This is a genomic window from Pseudolysinimonas sp. (assembly GCF_051954455.1).
In the GTDB taxonomy this organism is placed as follows: Bacteria; Actinomycetota; Actinomycetes; order Actinomycetales; family Microbacteriaceae; genus Pseudolysinimonas.
Genome location: NZ_JBQCHS010000033.1, coordinates 80,866 through 100,024 on the forward strand (window position 1 = coordinate 80,866; position 19,159 = coordinate 100,024).

The window sequence follows — 19,159 nt, forward strand, 5'->3', positions numbered from 1 at the left end:
ACCGGGCGGGGGGAGACCCGGCGTCGAGCGGACCGCACCACAATATCAGTCCCCCATCTTGCGGACACAAGCCCCCCGGGCGGGGGATGTGGAGAATCACCCGCCGGATGCTCAGTGCAGGTATTCGAGGAGGTCCAGCCCGATCACGTGCAGCGCGTCGCGCACGCGCAGCCTCGTCGCGACCCCGTCGTCGCGGAACTGCACCGACACCGCGTACGACACCGCGGCCCGGGGACCGCGCACGACGCCCGCCTCGCTGCGCACGCCCGCATCCGTCCCCGTCTTGTTGACGAGCAGGATGCCGTGGTCGGTGCCGCGGTGCGCGAAGGGGTCGAGGCCGAAAGCACTCGCGACCATCGACAGGTCGGAGCCGAGGGAGAGCCAGCCGAGCACCCGGCTCGAGGTGGCGGTGTCGACGGCCTCGCCGCGGGCGAGGGCACCGAAGAGCCACGCGAGCTCCGCCGTGGAGCCGACGGAGAGCTGGGGCGCGTCGTCCGGCCCGCGGGTCTCGCGCACCAGATCGAGCAGCGCCGTGCGGAGAAGCCCGAGCGACTCGGTGCGCTCACGGACCGCCTGCAGCCCCACCTGGCGCAGCAGCACGTTCGTCGCGAGATTGTCGCTCGTGGCGCCGACCAGGGCGGCGAGGTCGGCGACCGGCAGCGACGGCGCCTGCAGGTGCTGCCAGAGCCCCGGGCCGCCGACCGCGTCCTGCGGGGTCTTGTCGAGGATCCCGTAGGCCGACGACTCCCGCTCGGTCAACCGTGCCGACACCTCGATGAGCAGCAGGATCTTGCCGACCGAGGCGGTGGGCAGCACGATCCGCTCGTCGATCGCGAGGAGGCTGCGCCCGGTGTCGAGGTCGGTCACCGCCGCCGACACCTGGGCGCCCTCGTAAGCGAGGCCGCCGAGCGCCGTGAAGCTCGCGCTGAAGTTCTCGGCCGTCTCCGGCGCACGGTGGCGAGGCGTGCGGGGGGTGCGCACGCGCTCACGGCGCTCGTGAGCGGCCGAGACGTCTACCAAATGGTCACTCTGTCCTGGGGGTCGAGCCAGAGGGCGTCGCTCGCCGTCGTGGCGAACGTCTGGTGGAACACGTCGATGTTACGGACGATCTGGTTGCACCGGAACTCATTCGGGGAATGAGGATCGATCGAGAGCAGCCGGAGCGCCTCCGCGTCGCGGAGCTTCGCACGCCACGCCTGGCCCCAGCTGAGGAAGAAGCGCTCGGCCGCGGTCATGCCGTCGATGACCGGCGGCTCCTGGCCCTCCAAGGAGAGCAGGTAGGCCTTCCAGGCGATCCCGAGTCCGCCGAGGTCGCCGATGTTCTCGCCGATGGTGAGGGCGCCGTTGACGTGGTGGCCGGGGAGCTGCTTCGGCTCGAGCGCGTCGTACTGGGCGATGAGCGCCTTCGTGCGCTCCTCGAACGCGGCGCGGTCGGCATCCGTCCACCAGTTGGTGAGCCGCCCGTCGCCGTCGTACTGCGAGCCCTGGTCGTCGAAGCCGTGGCCGATCTCGTGGCCGATGACCGCGCCGATCGCGCCGAAGTTGGCGGCCGCATCCCGCTCCTCCGAGAAGAAGGGGGGCTGGAGGATCGCCGCGGGGAACACGATCTCGTTGAAGCCCGGATTGTAGTACGCGTTGATGGTCTGCGGCGTCATGAACCACTCGTGGCGGTCGATCGGCTTGCCGATCTTGCCGAGTTCGCGCTGGAACTCGAACTCGGTCGACGCGCGCACGTTCGCGATGAGGTCGTCGGGCGTGATCTCGAGCGTCGAGTAGTCGCGCCACACGTCGGGATAGCCGATCTTGGGCGTGAACTTCGCGAGCTTGTCGAGCGCGCGGGCGCGGGTCTCCTCGGTCATCCACTCCAGCCCGGTGATCGACTCGCGGTAGGCCTCGACGAGCTTCGCGACGAGCGCGTCCATCGCGGACTTGGCGCTCGGCGCGAAGTGCCGCTCGACGTAGACCTTGCCGACGGCCTCGCCCATCGCGCCCTCGGCGACGGAGACGCCGCGCTTCCAGCGGTCGCGCAGCTGGGGCGCGCCGGTCAGGGTCGTGCCGTAGAAGTCGAAGTTCGCCTGCACGGCCTCGGCGTGCAGGTAGGCGGCCGAGGAGCGGATGACCTGCCAGTGCAGCCAGTCGCGCCAGGCCTCCAGGTGCTCGTCGTCGAGGAGCGCGGCGACCCCGGTGACGAAGGACGGCTCGCGCACGACGACCTCGTCGAACGAGCCGTCGGGGGCGCCCATCGCCTCGAGCCAGACCCCGAAGCCGGCGCCCGCCTCGCCGCCGAGCTCCTCGACCTTCGACCACGGCATCGGGTTGTAGGTGGCCTGGCTGTCGCGGGTGCGCACGTTGTCCCAGTGCGCCTTCGCGATCTCGGTCTCGAGGTCGAAGACCCGCTGCGCGTCGGCGTCGATGCCGGCGAGCGCGAACATCCGTCCCAGGAAGGCGACGTACGCGGTGCGGATCTCGGCGAACGCCTCCTCGCGGTAGTACGACTCGTCGGGCAGGCCGAGACCGCCCTGCTCGAGGAACACGAGGTAGCGCTCCGGATCGCCCGGGTCGTTGTCGACGAAGGCGGCGAAGAAGCCGCCGACACCCTTGCGCTCGAGGCTCCCGAGCGAGGAGAGGAACGCCGGGATGGAGTCGACGGCGGCGGCGACCGCGAGGTCCCCGGCGATCGCGCGCCAGCCGCGCTCCTCGATGCGGGCCTCGTCCATGAAGCTCGTGTAGAGGTCGCCCACCTTGCGGGCCTCCGTGCCTGGCTCGGCCGACCGCGCGTCCTCGATGATGTCGCGGACCGCCTTCTCGGCCTGCTCGGCGAGGACGTAGAACGAGCCGTACCGGGCCTTGTCGGCGGGGATCTCGGTGCGCTCGATCCACCTGCCGTTGACGTGGCGGAAGAGGTCGTCCTGCGGGCGGACCGCCGGATCCAGTTCGTTCGTCTCGATGCCGGATGCGGTGGGTTCGCTCATGGGTCGAGCCTAGGACGGCGCGGCTCCGCTCCTCCGGGAGCCGCGCCTGTTCCCGGGCTCCTGGGTTCCTGGGGGAGCGCCCTGTGTCGAAAGTTCAGGCGCCATGCCGCACGCCGGAGCCTCTCCGGCCCGACACGAGGGGCTTCACCTGAACTTTCCGCTTGGCGGAGGGGGCGAACGGAGGAGGGGCGGACGGAGGAGGGGCGAACGGAGGGGGCGAACGGAGGAGGCCACCTGTCCGGTGGAGCGCCCGAGAACCGCCGCGGAGCCCGACGGAGGGTCGTAGCGTTGCGCCCATGGCTCTTCGCATCCTCTTCATCGGCGGCACCGGCACCATCTCCACCTCCGTGAGCGAGCTCGTCCTGCGGCGCGGGCACGACCTCGCGATCGTCACCCGGGGCACGACGCCCGTGCCGGACTCGATGCGGGGCGTCGAGACCCTGCGCGGCGACGCGGGCGACCCGGCGTCGCTCGCCGCGGCGATCGGCGACCGCGAGTTCGACGTCGTCGTCAACTTCCGCGCCTTCCTGCCGGAGCAGGTGGCGGCCGACATCCAGCTCTTCCGCGGCCGGACCGGGCAATACGTCTTCATCTCGTCGGCCTCCGCGTACCAGAAGCCGGTCGAGCGGCTCCCGATCACCGAGTCGACGCCGCTGCGCAACCCGTTCTGGCAGTACTCGCGCGACAAGATCGCGAGCGAGGATCTGCTCGTCGCCGCGTACCGGAACGACGGGTTCCCGATGACGATCATCCGGCCGTCGCACACCTACACGAGCCACTCGGTGCCGATCTTCGGACGCTGGACCGCGGTCGAGCGCATGCGGGCCGGCAAGCCCGTCGTCGTACACGGCGACGGAACGAGCCTCTGGCACCTCACCCACGCGCGCGACCTCGCCGTCGCGCTCGTCGGGCTGCTCGGCAACCGCCGCGCCATCGGCGAGGCGTTCCACATCACGGGCGACGAGGCCCTCACGTGGAACCAGATCTTCCAGATCATCGCCCGCGCGGCCGGAGCGCCGGACCCGCAGCTGGTCCGGGTGGCGAGCGACGCGATCGCGCGCAACTACCCCGAGGAGGGACCGGGCCTCGTCGGGGACAAGGCGCACTCGGTGATGTTCGACAACTCCAAGGTGAAGGCCCTGGTTCCGGAGTTCGTGGCGACGACCCCGTACTGGCAGGGCGCCGCCGAGATGGTCGCCTGGTACGACGCCGACCCGGCGCGCGGCGGGATCGATCCTGCCCAGGACGCGATGCTCGACGCGCTCATCGCGAAGTACGGCAGCTGACCTGCGGCAGTGCGATTCGTCGCACCCGCGGCGGCATTCCGTAGCGCGGATGCGACGAATCGGCGCGGGATCGGGCCCCGAGGCTCACCCCGCGTCGGCGGCGCGCTGCTCGTTCCACTCGCGCAGCAGCTCCGGCAGCCGCTGGCCCATGAACGCGTAGAAGTCGGCCAGCTCCTCGATGCGCTGCTGCGCCGCCGGGCGCGATGCGAGGGCGAACGCGGCCTCGCGCATCCGTACCTCGTTCTCCTGGAACCGCGGCGCCGCCCGCAGCGACGCCGTGTACCAGGGCGTGTCGGCGATCGAGTAGACGTGCTTGCGCCCGCCCGGCTCGGTCAGCACCCGGATGAATCCGACGAGCTGCAGGTACTTCACGGCGCCCGAGATGGCGGCGGCGCTGACCCCGAGCTCCGCGCCGATCTCCGCGGAGGTCAGGCGCCCGGTCTCCGACGACATGAGGGCGAGGAGGACGAGCGCCGGCATCCGGGGGAAGCCCTGGTTGGCCAGGTCCGCCCCCACCTCCTGGATGAAGCGCTGAACCACCTCGCCGTCGTCGCTCATGCCGTCAAGTCTCGCCGACGGATGAGTACGACCGCGGCGACCGCGAGGGCGATGTCGACCGTGATGAGGATCGCGCTGGGCCCCCAGTCGTCGAACGGCACGTTCGGCACGTGGTCGAAGGGGCTCGCCTGGATCACCCGCTTGGGCAGCTTGAGGAGCTGACCGAACAGCCCGATCACGATCGCGATCGCGAAGAGCGCCCACGTCGCGGCGACGGCCGCCCGGGGCAGCACCGCGACGGCGACGGCCGCGATCCCCGCGAACACCAGTGCCGCCGGCAGCTCGATGAGCGCCTGCTCGAGCGCGTGGGCCGCCTGATCCGCGTCGGAGCCGACCAGGCTGAGCCAGCCGAGCACCCCGGCCGCGCCCATCACGACGATCGCGGCGAGCGCGCCGATCACCCACGCGTCGAGCAGGAGGCGCCACCGCGACACGGGCTCCGCGAGCAGCAGCTCGGCCCGGCCCTCGGCCTCCTCCTGCCGGAACCGCAGCGCGCCCTGGATCCCGGCCGCCGCGGCGAGCAGGCCGACCAGCAGCATGATGACGCCGAGGAACAGGGAGACGAGCTGGTCGCGCCCGCCCGGGACGATGAGCTGGAGGGTCTGGACGATCTCCGGGCTGCCCGACGTGGTGAGGTCGCCGACGGCATGGGCGAGGGATCCGGTCGCGACGCCGAGGACCGCGCCGCCCGCCGCCCAGCCGATGAGCGCCGGCCGGTGCAGCCGCCAGGCGAGACCGAAGGTTCCGCGGAGCGCGGGCGAGGCGGTCGCGCGGCCGGGGCGCTCCGGCAGGACGCTCGCCCCGAGGTCGCGCCGTGCGTGAACCGCGAACGCGGCGACGACGGTCACGATCGCGAGCGCCAGACCCGGCAGGAGGAGCGCGACCCTGTTCTCGCTCAGCGCGAGCGTCTGCTCCCCCCAGCCGATCGGCGAGATCCAGGACGGCCAGGCCGGGTCGAGGGTGAGGGAGTCGAGGTGCCCCCGGCCGATCGCGTCGCCCGCCGCCCGGAGCACGTACGAGGCGATCACGACGGCGGCGCCGATCCCGTTGGCCGACCGACCCGTCGGGGCGAGCTCCCCGACCAGGAGGCCGACACCGAGGAAGGCGAGCCCGGTGACCGCGAAGGTCGTGCCCGCCAGGAGGGCCCCGCCCGCGTCGACCCCGCCGCTGGCGAACGCGCCGGCGAGCAGCGCCCCGAGCAGCAGGTTCGCGACCACCCCGAGCACGAGGGTCGCGGCGAGCGGCGCCGAGCGGGCGATGGGCGTCGCGGCGACGAGCTCGCGCCGCCCGCTCTCCTCATCGGCCCGGCCGTGCCGGGTCGCGAAGAACGTGTTCATGAGCCCGACCACGACGGCGAGCCAGCTGAACAGCTCGAACCACAGGATCGAGCCGGTGCTCGCGCCGGCCGGCGCACCGCGGAAGGCGAGCACCGACGGGTTCGCGAGCGCCAGCCGCAGGACCGTGACCTGCTCGTGGTGCGCGCCGTACTCCTTGACGACGGCGGCGACGCTGCCGAGCGCGACGAGCGCGGTGGCGAGGATCCAGACCGCCATCGTGACGCGGTCGCGTCGCAGCTGCAGCCCCAGGACGCGGATCATCAGACCGCCTCCTCCTGCTGCGGGAGCCGGTCGCCGTAGTGGCGTAGGAACAGCTCCTCGAGCGAGGGCGGCGTCGCGGTGAGCGTCGAGACCCCGGCAGCGGTCAGCGTCCCGAGTACGCCCTGCAGCCGATCGGTGTCGACGTCGAAGACGAGGGCCCCGGCCTCCTGCTGCAGGTCGTGGACGCCGTCGAGGTGCGCGATCGCGGCGGCGTCCGCGGCGGTCGTGACGCGGATGCTCGTGCGCGTGAGGTGGCGCAGCTCGGCGAGGGTCCCGGACTCGACGGCCTTCCCGGCGCGGACGATCGTGACGCGCTCGCACAGTTGCTCGACCTCGCTGAGGATGTGGCTCGAGAGCAGCACGGTCGCGCCGTCGGCGGCGACGCGGCGCACCTCGGCCTGGAACACCGACTCCATCACCGGGTCGAGCCCGCTCGTCGGCTCGTCGAGGATGTAGAGCCTCGCGGGCCGGGCGAAGGCGGCGACGAGCGCGACCTTCTGCCGGTTGCCCTTCGAGTAGCCGCGGCCCTTCTTCCTCGGATCCAGCTCGAAGTCGTCGAGGAGCCGCGCGCGGAGGGCGGGGTCGGCTCCCCCGCGCATCCCGGTCAGCAGATCGATGGTCTCGCCGCCGGAGAGGTTCGGCCAGAGGGCGACGTCGCCGGGCACGTAGGCGACGTCGCGGTGGATCGCGACCGCGTCGCGCCACGGGTCGCGGCCGAGCACCGACGCACGACCGTCCCGTGCCCGCAGCAGCCCGAGCAGCACCCGGATCGTCGTCGACTTCCCGGCGCCGTTCGGCCCGAGGAATCCGTGCACCTCGCCCTCGGCCACCGTGATGTCGAGCCCGTCGAGGGCGCGGGTGCGGCCGAAGGTCTTGACGAGGCCGTCGGCCTCGATCGCGTTGGTCATGCCGGTGACCATACGCTTCTTTCACGAAATCGTGAATATAGAAAACGTTAGGACCGGCCGCCGCTCGTCGCAGACGGCGCAGGCCCCGTCGTCGCCCCGTCGCGCAGCTCGCAGCGCAGCTCCACCGACTCGACGTGCTCCCCGCGGATCGCGGCGAGCACCGCGCGCCCGGCGGCGCGCCCCTTCGCCGCGATCGGCTGCGCCATGGTGGTCAGCGGACGCGTCAGCACGCCGTCGAGGCGGATGCCGTCGAAGCCGACGACGCTGAGCTCCTCCGGGATCCCGACGCCGAGCTCGTCCGCGGCGAGCACCACCCCCGCGGCCAGCAGGTCGCTCTGCGCGAGGATCGCGGTGGGGCGGTCGCCGGCGGCGACGTCGAGCAGAGCGCGGCCGGCCCGCAGCCCCTCGTCGACCGAGCTCGCCCCCGCCGAGACGCCGCCCGCGGCCGGAAACACCTCGCGCACGCCCGCGAGCCGCTCCCGCACGACGTGCGCCGAGCCGGCCGCCTCCCGCTCGGGGCTCAACGGTCCGCGCACGTGCGCCGACTCGAGCGGCAGCGTCACGACCGCGACGCGCTCGTGACCGAGGTCGGCCAGGAGCCGCGCCGCCGTCGCGCTGGAGGCCCGGTTGTCGAGGTCGATCGCCGCCACCCCATCGAGCGGCTCGGTCTCGACGCCGATCATCGGCACGCCGCGTCGCCGCAACGACGCCACGGGGTCGGAGACGGTCGTGCTGCAGCCGAGCAGCACCGCGACGTCGAGCGCCGCCTCGCCCGGATCCAGCCCGCCGACGCCGGCCATCGGCAGGACGAGCAGTCCGAGCCGCTCGTCGCCGAGCTCCTCGCCGAGCGCGTCGATGAGCGCGAGATTGACGGGATCGCGGAACGCGTCGACCAGCTTGTCCTCGGTCACGAGGCCGATCACCCCCGAGCGCCCGCGGCGGAGGGAACGCGCCGTCGGATCCGGCCCCCCGTAGTCGAGGTCGGCCGCCGCCTCGAGCACCCGCGCCCGCGTCGCCTCGGCGACCGGGCCCGCCCCGCTGAAGACGAGCGACGCCGTCGACACCGACACGCCCGCCCGCCGCGCGACCGCGGAGAGCGTGGGTCGGGTTGCCCGCGCATCCATGGCTGGATACGCTACTCGAAACGATTCGAGTCGAATCGATTCGATCGCCGAAATCCTTCCCCTACGACTGCAAGGATCACGCCGTGTCCGCTGCCGCGATGACGACGACCCGCGACCCCCGCGTGCGCGCCTGGCGCACCGCCGTCTTCGCGATCTTCGCCGTGAACGGCCTGGGGCTCGCCTCGGTCATCTCCCGGGCCCCGACGCTCCGCGCCGACCTCGGCATCTCGGTGTCGCAGATGGGCGTGCTCATCGTCGCCGGCTCACTCGGCGCGATCCTCGGCCTCCTCCTCTCGAGCCACCTCGTGCACTGGCTCGGCGGGCGTCGGACGATCCTCATCACGCTGGCGGGATGCGGTATCGCCGTCGTCGGGATCGGCCTCGGCGCCGAACTGGGCTCCTACGGCGTCGCGTGGGGCTTCCTCGCCCTGTACGGCGCCTGCAGCTCGATCTGCGACGTCGCGATGAACGTGGAGGGCACGGGCGTCGAGCGGGCGAGCGGGAAGGCGATCATGCCGTGGTTCCACGCGTCCTGGAGCCTCGGCTCGGTCGTGAGCGCCGGCGTCGGCTCGATCGCCGCGTTCGCCCGCATCCCGCCGCTCGTGCACTTCGGTCTCATCGGCGTGGTCATCGTCGTCGGCGCGGTCGTCACCACGCGCTTCGTCCCCGACCTCGAGGCCCAGACCGAGGCGGAGCCGCGCCTCACCTTCCGCGAGCGCATGTCGGTGTGGGCGGAGCCGCGCACGCTCCTCATCGGCCTCATCATGCTCGGGATGGCGTTCGCCGAGGGGTCCGCGAACGACTGGCTCGCGATCGGCTTCCACGACGACCGGCACGTGACCGACGGCCAGGCCGCGCTCGCGTTCGGCGCCTTCGCGACGGCGATGACGATCGGGCGGATCGTCGGCGTCCCGCTCCTCAACCGCTTCGGCCGCGTGGCGGTGCTGCGCGGCGCGGCGATTTCGGCGCTCGTCGGGCTCGCGGTGGTGATCCTCGTGCCGGATCCGCTGATCGGCGGGATCGGCGTCGTGCTCTGGGGCCTCGGGGCGTCGCTCGGCTTCCCGGTCGGCATGTCGGCGGCCGGCGACGAGCCCGCCAAGGCGACCGCCCGGGTGAGCGCGGTCGCGACCCTGGCCTACGCCGCGTTCCTCATCGGACCCCCGGTCATCGGCTTCGTGGGTCAGCACACCGGCGTGCTGACCGCGCTGTGGATCGTGTTCGGGCTGATCGTCGCGGCGGCCGTCGCGATCCCCGCGGCCCGGCCTCCGCGGCGGGCGGATGCGGTCGCGGACCGCTCCTAGACTCGCGGGGTGCGTCTCGTCATCGCGAAGTGCTCCGTCGACTACGCGGGGCGGCTGTCGGCGCACCTCCCGCTCGCGACGCGGCTGCTCGTGCTGAAGGGCGACGGATCGGTGCTCGTGCACTCCGACTCCCTCAGCTACAAGCCGCTCAACTGGATGAGCCCGCCGGCGACGCTCGCCGTCGAGGAGGTCGACGAGGACCTCGCCGCGGTCGGGGTCGCCGAGGTCTGGCGCGTGACCCACGCGAAGACGGCCGACATGCTCGTCATCTCGATCCACGAGATCCTGCACGACTCCTCGCACGAGCTCGGCGTCGACCCGGGCCTGCAGAAGTCGGGCGTCGAGGACGACTTGCAGCGGCTGCTCGCCGAGCAGATCGAGCTGCTCGGCGAGGGCCACACGCTCGTGCGGCGTGAGTACATGACGGCGATCGGACCGGTCGACATCCTCGCGCGCGACGCGGCGGGCCGATCGGTCGCGGTCGAGATCAAGCGGCGCGGCGACATCGACGGCGTGGAACAGCTGACCCGCTATCTCGAGCTCATGAACCGCGATCCGCTTCTCGCCCCCGTCACCGGGGTGTTCGCCGCCCGGGAGATCAAGCCGCAGGCGCGCACCCTCGCCGAGGACCGCGGCATCCGCTGCCTGCTGCTCGACTACGACGCGATGCGCGGGGTCGACACCGGGCACGCCCGGCTGTTCTGATGCGCTACTCCGCGATCCTCTGGGATCTCGACGGCACCATCGTCGACTCGGCGCCCGGCATCACGGCGACCCTCGCGTGGACCTTCGAGCGGCTCGGGATGCCGATCCCGTCGCCGACGGAGATGCTCGCCTGGGTGGGGCCGCCGCTGCTCGACGCGTTCCGCGAGCTCGCGGGGCTCGACGAGACCGACGCGCGGGCCGCGCTCGCGCTCTACCGGGAGCGCTACCGCGCGGTCGGCGTCTTCGAGGCGACCCCGTACCCGGGCGTGCCGGAGCTGCTGCGCGAGCTGCACGCGGACGGCGTGCCCACCTCCCTCGCGACGTCGAAGCCCGAGTCGCTCGCACGCGCGATCCTGGGGCGTGAGGGCCTGCTCGACGAGATCGACGTCATCACGGGCGCGAGCGAGGACGAGCGTCGGAGCGCCAAGGCGGACGTCGTGGCGCTCGCGCTCGAGCGGCTGCGGGAGCACGGGGCCGACACGAGCCGACCGGTGCTGATCGGCGACCGGCACCACGATGTCGAGGGCGCCGCGGCGAACGGGGTGCCGACGATCGTCGTGGCGTGGGGGTACGGGGCGCCGGAGGAGTCGGCGGGGGCGATCGCGATCGCGCAGGACGTGGACGACCTCGGCCGCGAACTCGCCTTCACGCGGGTCGAGTAGCCGCGCAGCGGCGTATCGAGACCCTCGAGCCCGCGCATCCGGGGTCTCGATACGCGCCGTCGGCGCTACTCGACCCGATGCGCGATACGGGCGACCGCGTCGAGATAGCCGATGAAGTCGTCCTCGGACGCGCGGGACTGCAGCAGCACCGTCGTCGCGCCCGCGTCGAGCATCGACCGCACGGTCGCCTCGATCTCGTCGTCGGAGCCCGTCGCGGCGAACCGGCGCTCGCCCTCGAGGTGCCAGTGGTCGAACTCGGCCTCCATGCGCTCCGCCGCGTCCTCGCCGAACTCCGCCATGAGGAAGAGCACGACCTCGTGCTCCCCGTCGCGACCAGCGTCCCGGCGCGCAACCGCGATCGATGCGACCGTGTCGCGCACCATGCCGGCGCTCGTGCCGGCCGTGAGCACGGTCCCGTCCGCGACCTCGCCGGTCAGCGCGATCGTCTTCGGCCCCTCCCCCGCGGCGAGCACCGGCACCCGCCCGCGCGGCGGCCAGTCGAGCCGTACCCCGTCGAGGTGCACGTAGCGGCCGTCGACGCTCAGCTCCTCGCCCGCGAGCAGACCGCGCAGCGCGGGCACGTACTCGCGCATGAGGGTGAGCGGCGACGCCACCCGGCGGCCGACCTGCCCCATCCAGTCGAGCACGCCGTGCCCGACGCCGAAGCGGGCGCGCCCCGGGAACATCCGCTCGATCGTCGCCATCTCCATCGCGAGGATCGCGACATTGCGCAGCGGCATCGGCAGGATCCCGACCCCAATCGTGATCCGCTCGGTCGCGGCGAGCGCGGCGACGACGGAGGCGATGCCGGACTCCTTGAAGCAGTCCTCGAAGACCCAGAGCTCCCGGATGCCGACGCGTTCGGCGTGCTGCGCGGCGGCGCGCAGCTGCTCGGGCGGGAAGGAGGGCTGGAAGATGACGCCGAGGGTGGGCATGGGTCCAGTCTGCCGCCCGTCACCGACGCGGTTCAGCGGGCGATGCGCTCCACCGCGCCGTGGAAGAGGAACGGGGCGGTGCGCGCGAGCGGCACGACGAGCGGCTGCGCGGGGGATGCGGCGAGCGCCGCCAGCGGCGCGGTCAGCATCCGGAACTCCCGCGTCACGCGTCGCCACGCGCGCTCGTACGACCCGGGATCGCCGGCCGCGAGCGCCGCGATCGCGACCCGCGCCTGCGCGAGCCCGATGCGGATCCCCTCGCCCGTCAGCGCGTCGACGTACCCGGAGGCGTCGCCCACGAGCAGCACCCGGCCCGCCACCCGCGACCGGCGGCGCTGGCGGAACGGCCCGGCTCCCCGGAGCTCGCTCCGCGGTGCGGCGCCGTCGACCCGCGCGGCGAGCCCCGGCACGGCCGCGAGCGCGTCGTCGAAGCGCACGCCGCGACGCGCGAGGAGCGCGATGCCGATCCCGTCGTCCGCGGTCGGGGTCACGTACAGCTCCCCGAGCGGTGTCCAGTGCACCTCGATGAGGTCCGTCCACGGGGCGAGATCGTAGTGGCGGCGCTGGCCGTAGCGCCGGCGTGCGGTCGGAGCGCCGCGGTCGAGGCCGACGAGCCCCGCGACCGTCGAATGCAGCCCGTCCGCGGCGATCAGCCAATCCGCCCGGATGCCCGCGGCCTCGACGCCGTCGGCGTCCTGCACCACCGACTCCACCCGTCCGAGCGTCGTCCGCACGCCGAGCTCCGCGGCCCGCGCGCGCAGCGCTCCGTGCAGCTCCAGCCGTCGCACCCCGAGCGCGGAGCCCCGCCGGAAGCGGTGCGTGACCGCGCGCCGGGCGTCGCGGTACTGGACCCCGAGCAGCGGGAACCCGCGCGGGTCGACGCCGAGCCGGGCGAGCGCCGGGAGCGCGCCCGGCATGAGCCCCTCGCCGCAGGCCTTGTCGATCACGCCCGAGCGCGGTTCGACGACCGTGGCCTCGAACCCGGCCAGCCGTGCCTCGATCGCCGTCGCGAGCCCGACCGGCCCGCCGCCGGCGACGAGGACGTGGGTCACGCCGGCACCCCCTCCGCGGCCGACCGCAGCGCGCGGTCCTCGGCCGGGATGCGGAACCCGAGCAGCAGGATCGCGTTGAGCACCGTGAAGACGAGCGCCGTGATCCACGCCGTGTGCACGAGCGGCAGCGCGATGCCCTCGATCGCCACGATGACGTAGTTGGGATGCCGCAACCACCCGACCCGGTACGGCCCCCGCGCGACCGGCGCGAGCCCGGGGACGACGATGACCCGGGTGTTCCAGCGGGGTCCGAGCGTCGCGATGATCCACCACCGCCCCGCCTGGCAGAGCAGCGCGACGACGAGCATGGGCCAGCCGAGCGCCGGGAGGAACGGCCGCTCGAGCAACCACACCTCCGCGATCGCGCCGACGAGGAGCCCGACGTGCAGGGGCACCATCCAGGCCATCTGCCGCCGGGCGTGCTCGACGCCGCCGCGCGCGAACGACCAGGCGGCGTTCCGTCGGGACACCACCATCTCGACGATGCGCTCCCCGCCGGTCAGCAGGATCAGCGCGGTGAAGAGGATCGCGCTCACGCCGCCCACCGCAGCAGCACGTACTCGCTCGTGACGCCCGGTCCGAGCGCGAACAGCATCCCGTGGGTCCCCTCCGGCTGATCCATCACGTCGGCGAGCACATGCAGCACGGACGACGACGAGAGGTTGCCGACGGCGTCGAGCGAGCGCCAGCTCGGCTCGAGGTCCGCTCGCCGCAGCCGCAGCCCCTTCTCGAACGCCTCGAGCACTCGCGGGCCGCCGGGATGCGCGATCCAGGTCCCGATGTCCGCGCCGACCATGCCGTGCTCGGCGAGGAGCCGGTCGACATCGCCGCCGATGTTCGCGTCGATGGTCTGCGCGACCTCCGCGGTCAGCACGATCCGGAACCCGGTGCCGCCGATGTCCCAGCCGATGACGCTCTCGCTGTCGGGGTAGAGCGCGCTGCGGGTGTCGACAATCTCGGGTCCGGGCAGGCCGAGCGCCTCGGCCCGCCGCTCCCCCGCGACGACGACCGCCGCCGCGCCGTCGCCGAACAGCCCGCTCGCGACGAAGTTCGCCGTGGAGTCGTCGTCGCGCTGCAGGGTCAGCGAGCACAGTTCCACCGAGAGCAGCACCGCGATGTCGTCGGGATGCCCGAGCAGGTAGTCGTGCACGCGTGCGATCCCGGCGGCGCCGGCCACGCACCCGAGGCCGAACGAGGGCATCCGCTTGACGTCGGGTCGGAGTCCGATCACCGGCACGAGCCGCGCGTCGATCGAGGGCGCCCCGATGCCCGTCACCGACGTGAAGAGCAGATGGTCGACGTCCGTCGGCCGGAGCCCGGCGGCATCGAGCGCGGACGTCACGGCGCGTGCGGCGAGCGCCGTCCCCTCCCGCAGCCAGAGGTCGTTGGCCTCCTCGAACCCGTGCAGATCGCGGTAGCGCTCGAGCGGCAGCACCAGATGCCGATGACCGATGCCGCTGGCGGCATGAAAGCGGGAGAGCAACGCCAGCCGGGTCGCGTCGTGCGTGATCAGCGAGCCGATCTCGGCGGCGATCTCGGCCTGGGTGTAGGCGTGTTCCGGGAGCGCGGGGGCGACCGCCACGATGCGCGACATTTCCGGAACGTACCACCGCCCGGGAGCCGCCGGTCGGATCGATCGCGGCTCCCGGGAGAGGCTCAGGGCGGGTCAGCCGAGGCGGGCGATCTCCTCGTCGGTCAGCTCGAGCCCGAACGACTGCACGAGGTCCGGCAGCTGCTCCTCCGTGCGCGCGCTCGCGATCGGCGCGACCACCGACGGCCGCGACCGGAGCCACGCGAGCGCGACGGCGGCGACGCTCACGCCGTGCGCCGCGGCGACGTCGTCGAGGGTCGACAGCAGCTCGACGTTGCGCGGATCCTCGAGGAGCTTCGCGGCTCCGCCGGCGCGCGCGGAGTCGACCGTCACGCCCGGGCGGTACTTGCCGCTCAGGAAGCCGCTCGCGAGCGCCGAGTACGGCGCCTCCACGATCCCGAGATCCAGCAGCGTCGGCACCAGGGTCTCCTCGATGCCGCGGTCGACGAGGTTGTAGGGATCCTGCGCCACGGTGAAGGCGGTCTGCCCGGCCGCCTGTGCGATCCCCACGGCGCTGCGGAGCCGGTCGGCCGAGAAGTTGGAGGCGCCCGCCTCGCGGATCTTGCCCGCGCGCACGAGCTCGTCGAACACGGCGACGTAGTCGGCCTGATCCACGGCGTCGTCGTCGCGGTGCGCGTAGTACAGGTCGATGTGGTCGGTCTGCAGGCGGCGGAGCGAGTCGTCGACGGCGGCGCGCACGTTGTCGGGCGAGAGCCCGGGGCGGGCGGCCGAGGAGAACACCTTGGTGCCGATCACCACGTCGTCGCGACGACCGCGGGAGGCGAGCCACTCCCCGATGATCGTCTCGGACTCCCCGCCCGAGTTGCCGGGCACCCACGCGGAGTACACGTCCGCCGTGTCGATCGCGCGACCGCCCGCCGCCACGAAGGCGTCGAGGACGGCGAACGACTCGTCGCGGTCGGAGGTCCAGCCGAAGGTGTTGCCGCCGAGGACGAGCGGCCCGAAGTCGAGAGAGGTCATGCTCGGGGCAACTGCTTGCGCGCCCGAACGATTCCCGCGCCGGGATAATCTCGGAGGCGGTGTCCGATCCCGCGTCCTCCTCGCCGCCCGCGGCTCCCGCCCCCGAACGCCGTCGGCGGTTCGCCGACCTGCGACCGCTGCGGGAGCGGGCCTTCGCCCGCCTCTGGATCGGCTCCACGATCTCCGGGACCGGCGCCTGGCTGACGATCGTGGCCGTCGGCCTGCAGATCTACGACCTGAGCGGCTCGACCCTCGCGGTCTCGCTCGTCGGCGGCATCGCGCTCGTGCCGATGATCGTCGCGGGCCTCTGGGGCGGGATGCTCGCCGACGCGTTCGACCGGCGCATCGTGCTGATCGTCAGCTCGCTGGTCGGCTGGGGCACCACGCTCGGGCTCATCGCGCTCTCCGTCCTGCTGGCGGTGCAGCACGAGAGCTCACCCCCGCTCTGGGAGTTCTACGTCCTGACGACCCTCAACTCGGTCGCCGCGACGATCTCCAACACGACCCGCGCGGCGGTCTACCCGCGCATCCTGCCGCCGGAGCTCATCGCCCCCGCCAACGCCCTCGGCGGCATCGGCTTCGGCCTGTCGCTCACCGTCGGCCCGGCGATCGCGGGTGTGCTCGTCGCGGCGTTCGGATTCGCGTGGACCTACGGGGTCGACGCCGTCCTCTTCACGGCGGGCTTCCTCGGGATCCTGAGCCTCCCCTCGCTCGCCCCGCTCCACGACGCCGTGCGGCCCGGGTGGCGATCGCTCAAGGAGGGCGCCGCCTTCCTGCGCCGGGCGCCCAACATCCGCTCCGGCTTCCTCATCGACATCATCGCGATGGGACTCGGCCGCCCGTACACGCTGTTCCCGGCGGTCGGAGCGCTCGTCATCGGGGGCGGTCCGGTGACCGTGGGAGTCCTCACCGCCTCCGCCGCGGTGGGCACCTTCCTGGCGGGGCTGTTCAGCGGTCCCGTCGGGCACGTGCACCGCCAGGGCGTCGCGATCGCGCGCGCGGTCATGATCTACGGGGCGTGCATCCTGCTGTTCGGCGTGGTGATCGGGGTCATGCAGACCGGCTGGTTCGGGTCGGTCGGGTCGTCGTTCGCCCGGGTGAACATCGTGGCGCTGCTGCTCGCGGCGGTCGCGCTGGCCGGGAGCGGCGCCGCCGACGAGGTGAGCGCGATCTTCCGCGGCACGATGCTCTCGGTCGCGGTCCCGGACGGGATGCGCGGGCGGCTGCAGGGGATCTTCACGGTCGTCGTCACGGGTGGTCCGCGGGTCGGGGACCTGTACGCCGGGATCGTGGCGTCGCTCGTCGCGCTGTGGTTCCCGCCGGTCCTCGGCGGCATCGCGATCGTGGTGCTGGTGGCGACGATCCTGCGCGTCGTGCGGACGCTCCGCGCCTACGACGCGCGGCACCCCGCGCCGTAGGCCTCAGAACTTCTCGATGTCGCCTTCGCCCGCGGCCTTGGCATCGTCCTCGTGCTCGAGGTTCTTCACGATGTCCTCCGCCGGCACCGGTGCGAGCCGGTCCCAGAGGAAGAAGAGCCCGCCGAGGACCAGCATCCCGATGCCGGTCCAGATGTTGATCTCGATCCCGCCGGTCATCTTCGTCTCGCGGGTCGAACCGAGGTCCACGAGCCCCACGATGAGCACGATCACGCCGTAGAGCACGAACAGGGCGCCGATGATGCGCCGGAGGTCGAAGCGCCGGGTGGACGTGACCGCGGCGTCCTTCTCCGCGTCGGTGAGGGTCTTCTTCTCGTCAGCCATCTCGGTCTCCGATCACAGGAAGGGCAGGTAGAGCGCGACGCACAGGACGAGGGCGATGACGCCGAGCAGCACGGGAGATCGGTACCACGCCTGGTCGCCCACGACCGCGTCGCCCTTGAGGTCGATCTTGCCGACGCCGAACACGAGGCCGCCGAGCTGGTCGATCGGCTTCGGCTTCGTGAAGAGGCTGATCGCCGTGCCGACGATGAGCACCGTCGCGAACGAGATGATCGCGCCGTACATCGTCTCGGCCGCGGCCGAGTTGAAGATGCTGTTGTCGATCAGGTACCAGACGTAGACGATCGCGGGCGTGATGATCCCGGTCACGTACCCCCAGAGCGCGCCCGCCGGCGACATGCGCTTCCACAGCACGCCCAGCACGAAGACGCCGAACAGCGGGGCGTTGAAGAAGGAGAACAGCGTCTGCAGGTAGTTCATGATGTTCGACGCGCCGGCGGCGATGAACGCGGTGCCGATGCCGACGACCACCCCGGCGACGGTGACCCAGCGCCCGGTCATCAGGTAGTACGCGTCCGTCATCTTCGGCTTGATGTACCGCTGCCAGATGTCGTACGTGAAGACGGTGTTGAAGCTCGACACGTTGGCCGCCATGCCCGCCATGAAGGAGGCGAGGAGGCCGGTGACCGCGACGCCGAGCACGCCCGACGGCAGGTACATCTGCATGAGCTTCGGGATCGCGTCGTTGTAGGTGAGGCCGCTGCCCCCCTTGCCCGCGAGCTCCGGCCCGAGCACGGCGGCGGCGATGACGCCGGGGATGATGACGATGAACGGGATGAAGAGCTTCGGGAACGCCGCGATCAGCGGGGTCCGGCGGGCTGCCGACATGTTCTTCGCCGACAGCGCGCGCTGGATCTCGGTGAAGTTTGAGGTCCAGTAGCCGAAGCTCAGCACGAAGCCGAGGCCGAGCACGATCGCGATCCAGTCGGCGCCGAGCGGGTTCGTGACGTGCCCGACCGCGGTGCCGGCCCAGGCCTGCAGGTGCTGGACGGAATCCGTCTTCTCGAACGCCTTCACGAGCCCGCCCCAGCCGCCGACGCGGTTGAGGCCGACGATCGTGAGCGGCACGAGGCCCGCGATGATCACGAAGAACTGCATGACCTCGTTGTAGATCGCCGAGGAGAGCCCGCCGAGCGTGATGTACGCCAGCACGAACGCCGCCGAGACGATGATCGCGAGCCACTCCGGCCAGCCGAGCATCGCCTCGATGACGATCGCCATCGCGTAGAGGTTGATGCCCGCGATCAGGACGTTCGAGACCGCGAACGCGATCGCCGAGACGAGGTGCGGGCCCTTGCCGTAGCGCCGGAGCATGAACTCCGGCACGGACCGGACCTTGCTGCCGTAGTAGAAGGGCATCAGGAAGAGGCCGAGGACCACCATCGCCGGCACCGCGCCGATGAGGTAGTAGTGCAGCGTCGCCATGCCGTACTGCGCGCCGTTCGCCGCCATCCCGAGGATCTCGGTGGCGCCGAGGTTCGCGCTCACGAAGGCGAGACCGGTGATCCAGGCGGGCAGCGACCTCCCGCTCAGGAAGAAGTCCATGCTGGTCCGGACGCGGCGACGCGCCACGAATCCGATCCCCAGCACCACCACGAAGTAGATCGCCAGCATCAGGTAGTCGACCCAGCTCAGACTGAGCTGGATGCCGCTCCCCGATCCGGCCGCCAGAACGACACCGGTCATGCCTTCGATCCTCGCCCCGGGC

18 protein-coding genes are annotated in these 19,159 nt (G+C 72.3%); 5 read left to right on the plus strand and 13 right to left on the minus strand.

Annotation, left to right across the window (positions count from 1 at the left end; translation table 11 throughout):
- Positions 1–111: 111 nt before the first annotated feature.
- Both ACTHM3_RS13980 and ACTHM3_RS13985 read right to left on the minus strand, forming a co-directional pair.
- Positions 112–1,020 carry a serine hydrolase gene (locus ACTHM3_RS13980; protein WP_440406826.1) on the minus strand — a complete coding sequence of 303 codons (909 nt, stop codon included), beginning with the start codon at positions 1,018–1,020 and terminating at the stop codon, positions 112–114.
- Entirely contained in the window at positions 1,014–2,972 is a 1,959-nt protein-coding gene (locus ACTHM3_RS13985; protein WP_440406828.1) for a M13 family metallopeptidase, read from the minus strand. Before ACTHM3_RS13985 ends, ACTHM3_RS13980 begins: the two co-directional genes overlap by 7 nt.
- 296 nt (positions 2,973–3,268) lie before the next feature.
- On the opposite strand from ACTHM3_RS13985, the gene ACTHM3_RS13990 reads away from it, so the two are divergent.
- Entirely contained in the window at positions 3,269–4,258 is a 990-nt protein-coding gene (locus ACTHM3_RS13990) for an SDR family oxidoreductase (RefSeq protein WP_440406830.1), read from the plus strand.
- Between the two features lie 84 nt (positions 4,259–4,342).
- Here the strand turns inward: ACTHM3_RS13990 and ACTHM3_RS13995 are convergent, their stop codons facing one another.
- Genes ACTHM3_RS13995 through ACTHM3_RS14010 form a run of 4 tightly spaced genes read right to left on the minus strand, consistent with a single transcriptional unit; the run spans position 4,343 to position 8,446 of the window.
- A complete protein-coding gene (locus tag ACTHM3_RS13995; protein ID WP_440406832.1) occupies positions 4,343–4,816 on the minus strand; it encodes a GbsR/MarR family transcriptional regulator in 474 nt (157 codons plus the stop codon).
- Entirely contained in the window at positions 4,813–6,414 is a 1,602-nt protein-coding gene (locus ACTHM3_RS14000; protein WP_440406833.1) for an ABC transporter permease, read from the minus strand. Before ACTHM3_RS14000 ends, ACTHM3_RS13995 begins: the two co-directional genes overlap by 4 nt.
- The gene (locus ACTHM3_RS14005; protein WP_440406835.1) at positions 6,414–7,322 is read right to left on the minus strand and encodes an ATP-binding cassette domain-containing protein; all 909 of its coding nucleotides are present in this window, start codon (positions 7,320–7,322) and stop codon (positions 6,414–6,416) included. The genes ACTHM3_RS14000 and ACTHM3_RS14005 overlap by 1 nt, the downstream gene beginning before the upstream one ends.
- 47 nt (positions 7,323–7,369) lie before the next feature.
- Positions 7,370–8,446: a LacI family DNA-binding transcriptional regulator gene (locus tag ACTHM3_RS14010; protein ID WP_440406837.1), complete on the minus strand. Its 1,077-nt coding sequence runs from the start codon at positions 8,444–8,446 to the stop codon at positions 7,370–7,372.
- A gap of 83 nt (positions 8,447–8,529) precedes the next feature.
- On the opposite strand from ACTHM3_RS14010, the gene ACTHM3_RS14015 reads away from it, so the two are divergent.
- The 3 genes from ACTHM3_RS14015 to ACTHM3_RS14025 are packed head-to-tail and all read left to right on the plus strand — an operon-like array spanning position 8,530 to position 11,114.
- A complete protein-coding gene (locus ACTHM3_RS14015) occupies positions 8,530–9,747 on the plus strand; it encodes an MFS transporter (protein WP_440406839.1) in 1,218 nt (405 codons plus the stop codon).
- 9 nt (positions 9,748–9,756) lie between these two features.
- A complete protein-coding gene (nucS, locus tag ACTHM3_RS14020; RefSeq protein ID WP_440406841.1) occupies positions 9,757–10,452 on the plus strand; it encodes an endonuclease NucS in 696 nt (231 codons plus the stop codon).
- A complete protein-coding gene (locus tag ACTHM3_RS14025) occupies positions 10,452–11,114 on the plus strand; it encodes an HAD hydrolase-like protein (protein WP_440406843.1) in 663 nt (220 codons plus the stop codon). Before nucS ends, ACTHM3_RS14025 begins: the two co-directional genes overlap by 1 nt.
- Positions 11,115–11,179: 65 nt before the next feature.
- Here the strand turns inward: ACTHM3_RS14025 and ACTHM3_RS14030 are convergent, their stop codons facing one another.
- The 5 genes from ACTHM3_RS14030 to ACTHM3_RS14050 form a co-directional block, all read right to left on the minus strand.
- A complete protein-coding gene (locus tag ACTHM3_RS14030) occupies positions 11,180–12,049 on the minus strand; it encodes an LLM class flavin-dependent oxidoreductase (protein ID WP_440406844.1) in 870 nt (289 codons plus the stop codon).
- 32 nt (positions 12,050–12,081) lie between these two features.
- A complete protein-coding gene (locus ACTHM3_RS14035) occupies positions 12,082–13,101 on the minus strand; it encodes an NAD(P)/FAD-dependent oxidoreductase (protein ID WP_440406846.1) in 1,020 nt (339 codons plus the stop codon).
- Complete coding sequence (locus ACTHM3_RS14040) at positions 13,098–13,637, minus strand: isoprenylcysteine carboxyl methyltransferase family protein (RefSeq protein WP_440406848.1); 540 nt, start codon at positions 13,635–13,637, stop codon at positions 13,098–13,100. Before ACTHM3_RS14040 ends, ACTHM3_RS14035 begins: the two co-directional genes overlap by 4 nt.
- Entirely contained in the window at positions 13,634–14,695 is a 1,062-nt protein-coding gene (locus tag ACTHM3_RS14045) for a type III polyketide synthase (protein ID WP_440406849.1), read from the minus strand. Before ACTHM3_RS14045 ends, ACTHM3_RS14040 begins: the two co-directional genes overlap by 4 nt.
- Before the next feature lie 72 nt (positions 14,696–14,767).
- Positions 14,768–15,673, minus strand: coding sequence for an aldo/keto reductase (locus ACTHM3_RS14050; protein ID WP_440406851.1), 906 nt, complete (start codon positions 15,671–15,673; stop codon positions 14,768–14,770).
- Between the two features lie 59 nt (positions 15,674–15,732).
- Here ACTHM3_RS14050 and ACTHM3_RS14055 point away from each other — a divergent pair, with 59 nt between their 5' ends.
- Positions 15,733–17,091 carry an MFS transporter gene (locus ACTHM3_RS14055; protein ID WP_440406853.1) on the plus strand — a complete coding sequence of 453 codons (1,359 nt, stop codon included), beginning with the start codon at positions 15,733–15,735 and terminating at the stop codon, positions 17,089–17,091.
- A 3-nt stretch (positions 17,092–17,094) separates the two neighbouring features.
- Here ACTHM3_RS14055 and ACTHM3_RS14060 read toward each other — a convergent pair whose 3' ends face one another.
- Together ACTHM3_RS14060 and ACTHM3_RS14065 are read right to left on the minus strand one after the other, a co-directional pair.
- Positions 17,095–17,433, minus strand: coding sequence for a hypothetical protein (locus ACTHM3_RS14060; RefSeq protein WP_440406854.1), 339 nt, complete (start codon positions 17,431–17,433; stop codon positions 17,095–17,097).
- Positions 17,434–17,445: 12 nt separating this feature from the next.
- Positions 17,446–19,137, minus strand: a complete 1,692-nt coding sequence (locus ACTHM3_RS14065) for a sodium:solute symporter family protein (protein ID WP_440406855.1) — start codon at positions 19,135–19,137, stop codon at positions 17,446–17,448.
- Between the last annotated feature and the right edge of the window lie 22 nt (positions 19,138–19,159).

Bases quoted from the DNA above. Each gene is read 5' to 3' on its own strand.
- ACTHM3_RS13985 (WP_440406828.1), bottom strand. From the start codon at position 2,972: ATGAGCGAACCCACCGCATCCGGCATCGAGACGAACGAACTGGATCCG.
- ACTHM3_RS13990 (WP_440406830.1), top strand. From the start codon at position 3,269: ATGGCTCTTCGCATCCTCTTCATCGGCGGCACCGGCACCATCTCCACC.
- ACTHM3_RS13995 (WP_440406832.1), bottom strand. From the start codon at position 4,816: ATGAGCGACGACGGCGAGGTGGTTCAGCGCTTCATCCAGGAGGTGGGG.
- ACTHM3_RS14000 (WP_440406833.1), bottom strand. From the start codon at position 6,414: ATGATCCGCGTCCTGGGGCTGCAGCTGCGACGCGACCGCGTCACGATG.
- ACTHM3_RS14005 (WP_440406835.1), bottom strand. From the start codon at position 7,322: ATGACCAACGCGATCGAGGCCGACGGCCTCGTCAAGACCTTCGGCCGC.
- ACTHM3_RS14010 (WP_440406837.1), bottom strand. From the start codon at position 8,446: ATGGATGCGCGGGCAACCCGACCCACGCTCTCCGCGGTCGCGCGGCGG.
- ACTHM3_RS14025 (WP_440406843.1), top strand. From the start codon at position 10,452: ATGCGCTACTCCGCGATCCTCTGGGATCTCGACGGCACCATCGTCGAC.
- ACTHM3_RS14030 (WP_440406844.1), bottom strand. From the start codon at position 12,049: ATGCCCACCCTCGGCGTCATCTTCCAGCCCTCCTTCCCGCCCGAGCAG.
- ACTHM3_RS14045 (WP_440406849.1), bottom strand. From the start codon at position 14,695: ATGTCGCGCATCGTGGCGGTCGCCCCCGCGCTCCCGGAACACGCCTAC.
- ACTHM3_RS14050 (WP_440406851.1), bottom strand. From the start codon at position 15,673: ATGACCTCTCTCGACTTCGGGCCGCTCGTCCTCGGCGGCAACACCTTC.
- ACTHM3_RS14060 (WP_440406854.1), bottom strand. From the start codon at position 17,433: ATGGCTGACGAGAAGAAGACCCTCACCGACGCGGAGAAGGACGCCGCG.
- ACTHM3_RS14065 (WP_440406855.1), bottom strand. From the start codon at position 19,137: ATGACCGGTGTCGTTCTGGCGGCCGGATCGGGGAGCGGCATCCAGCTC.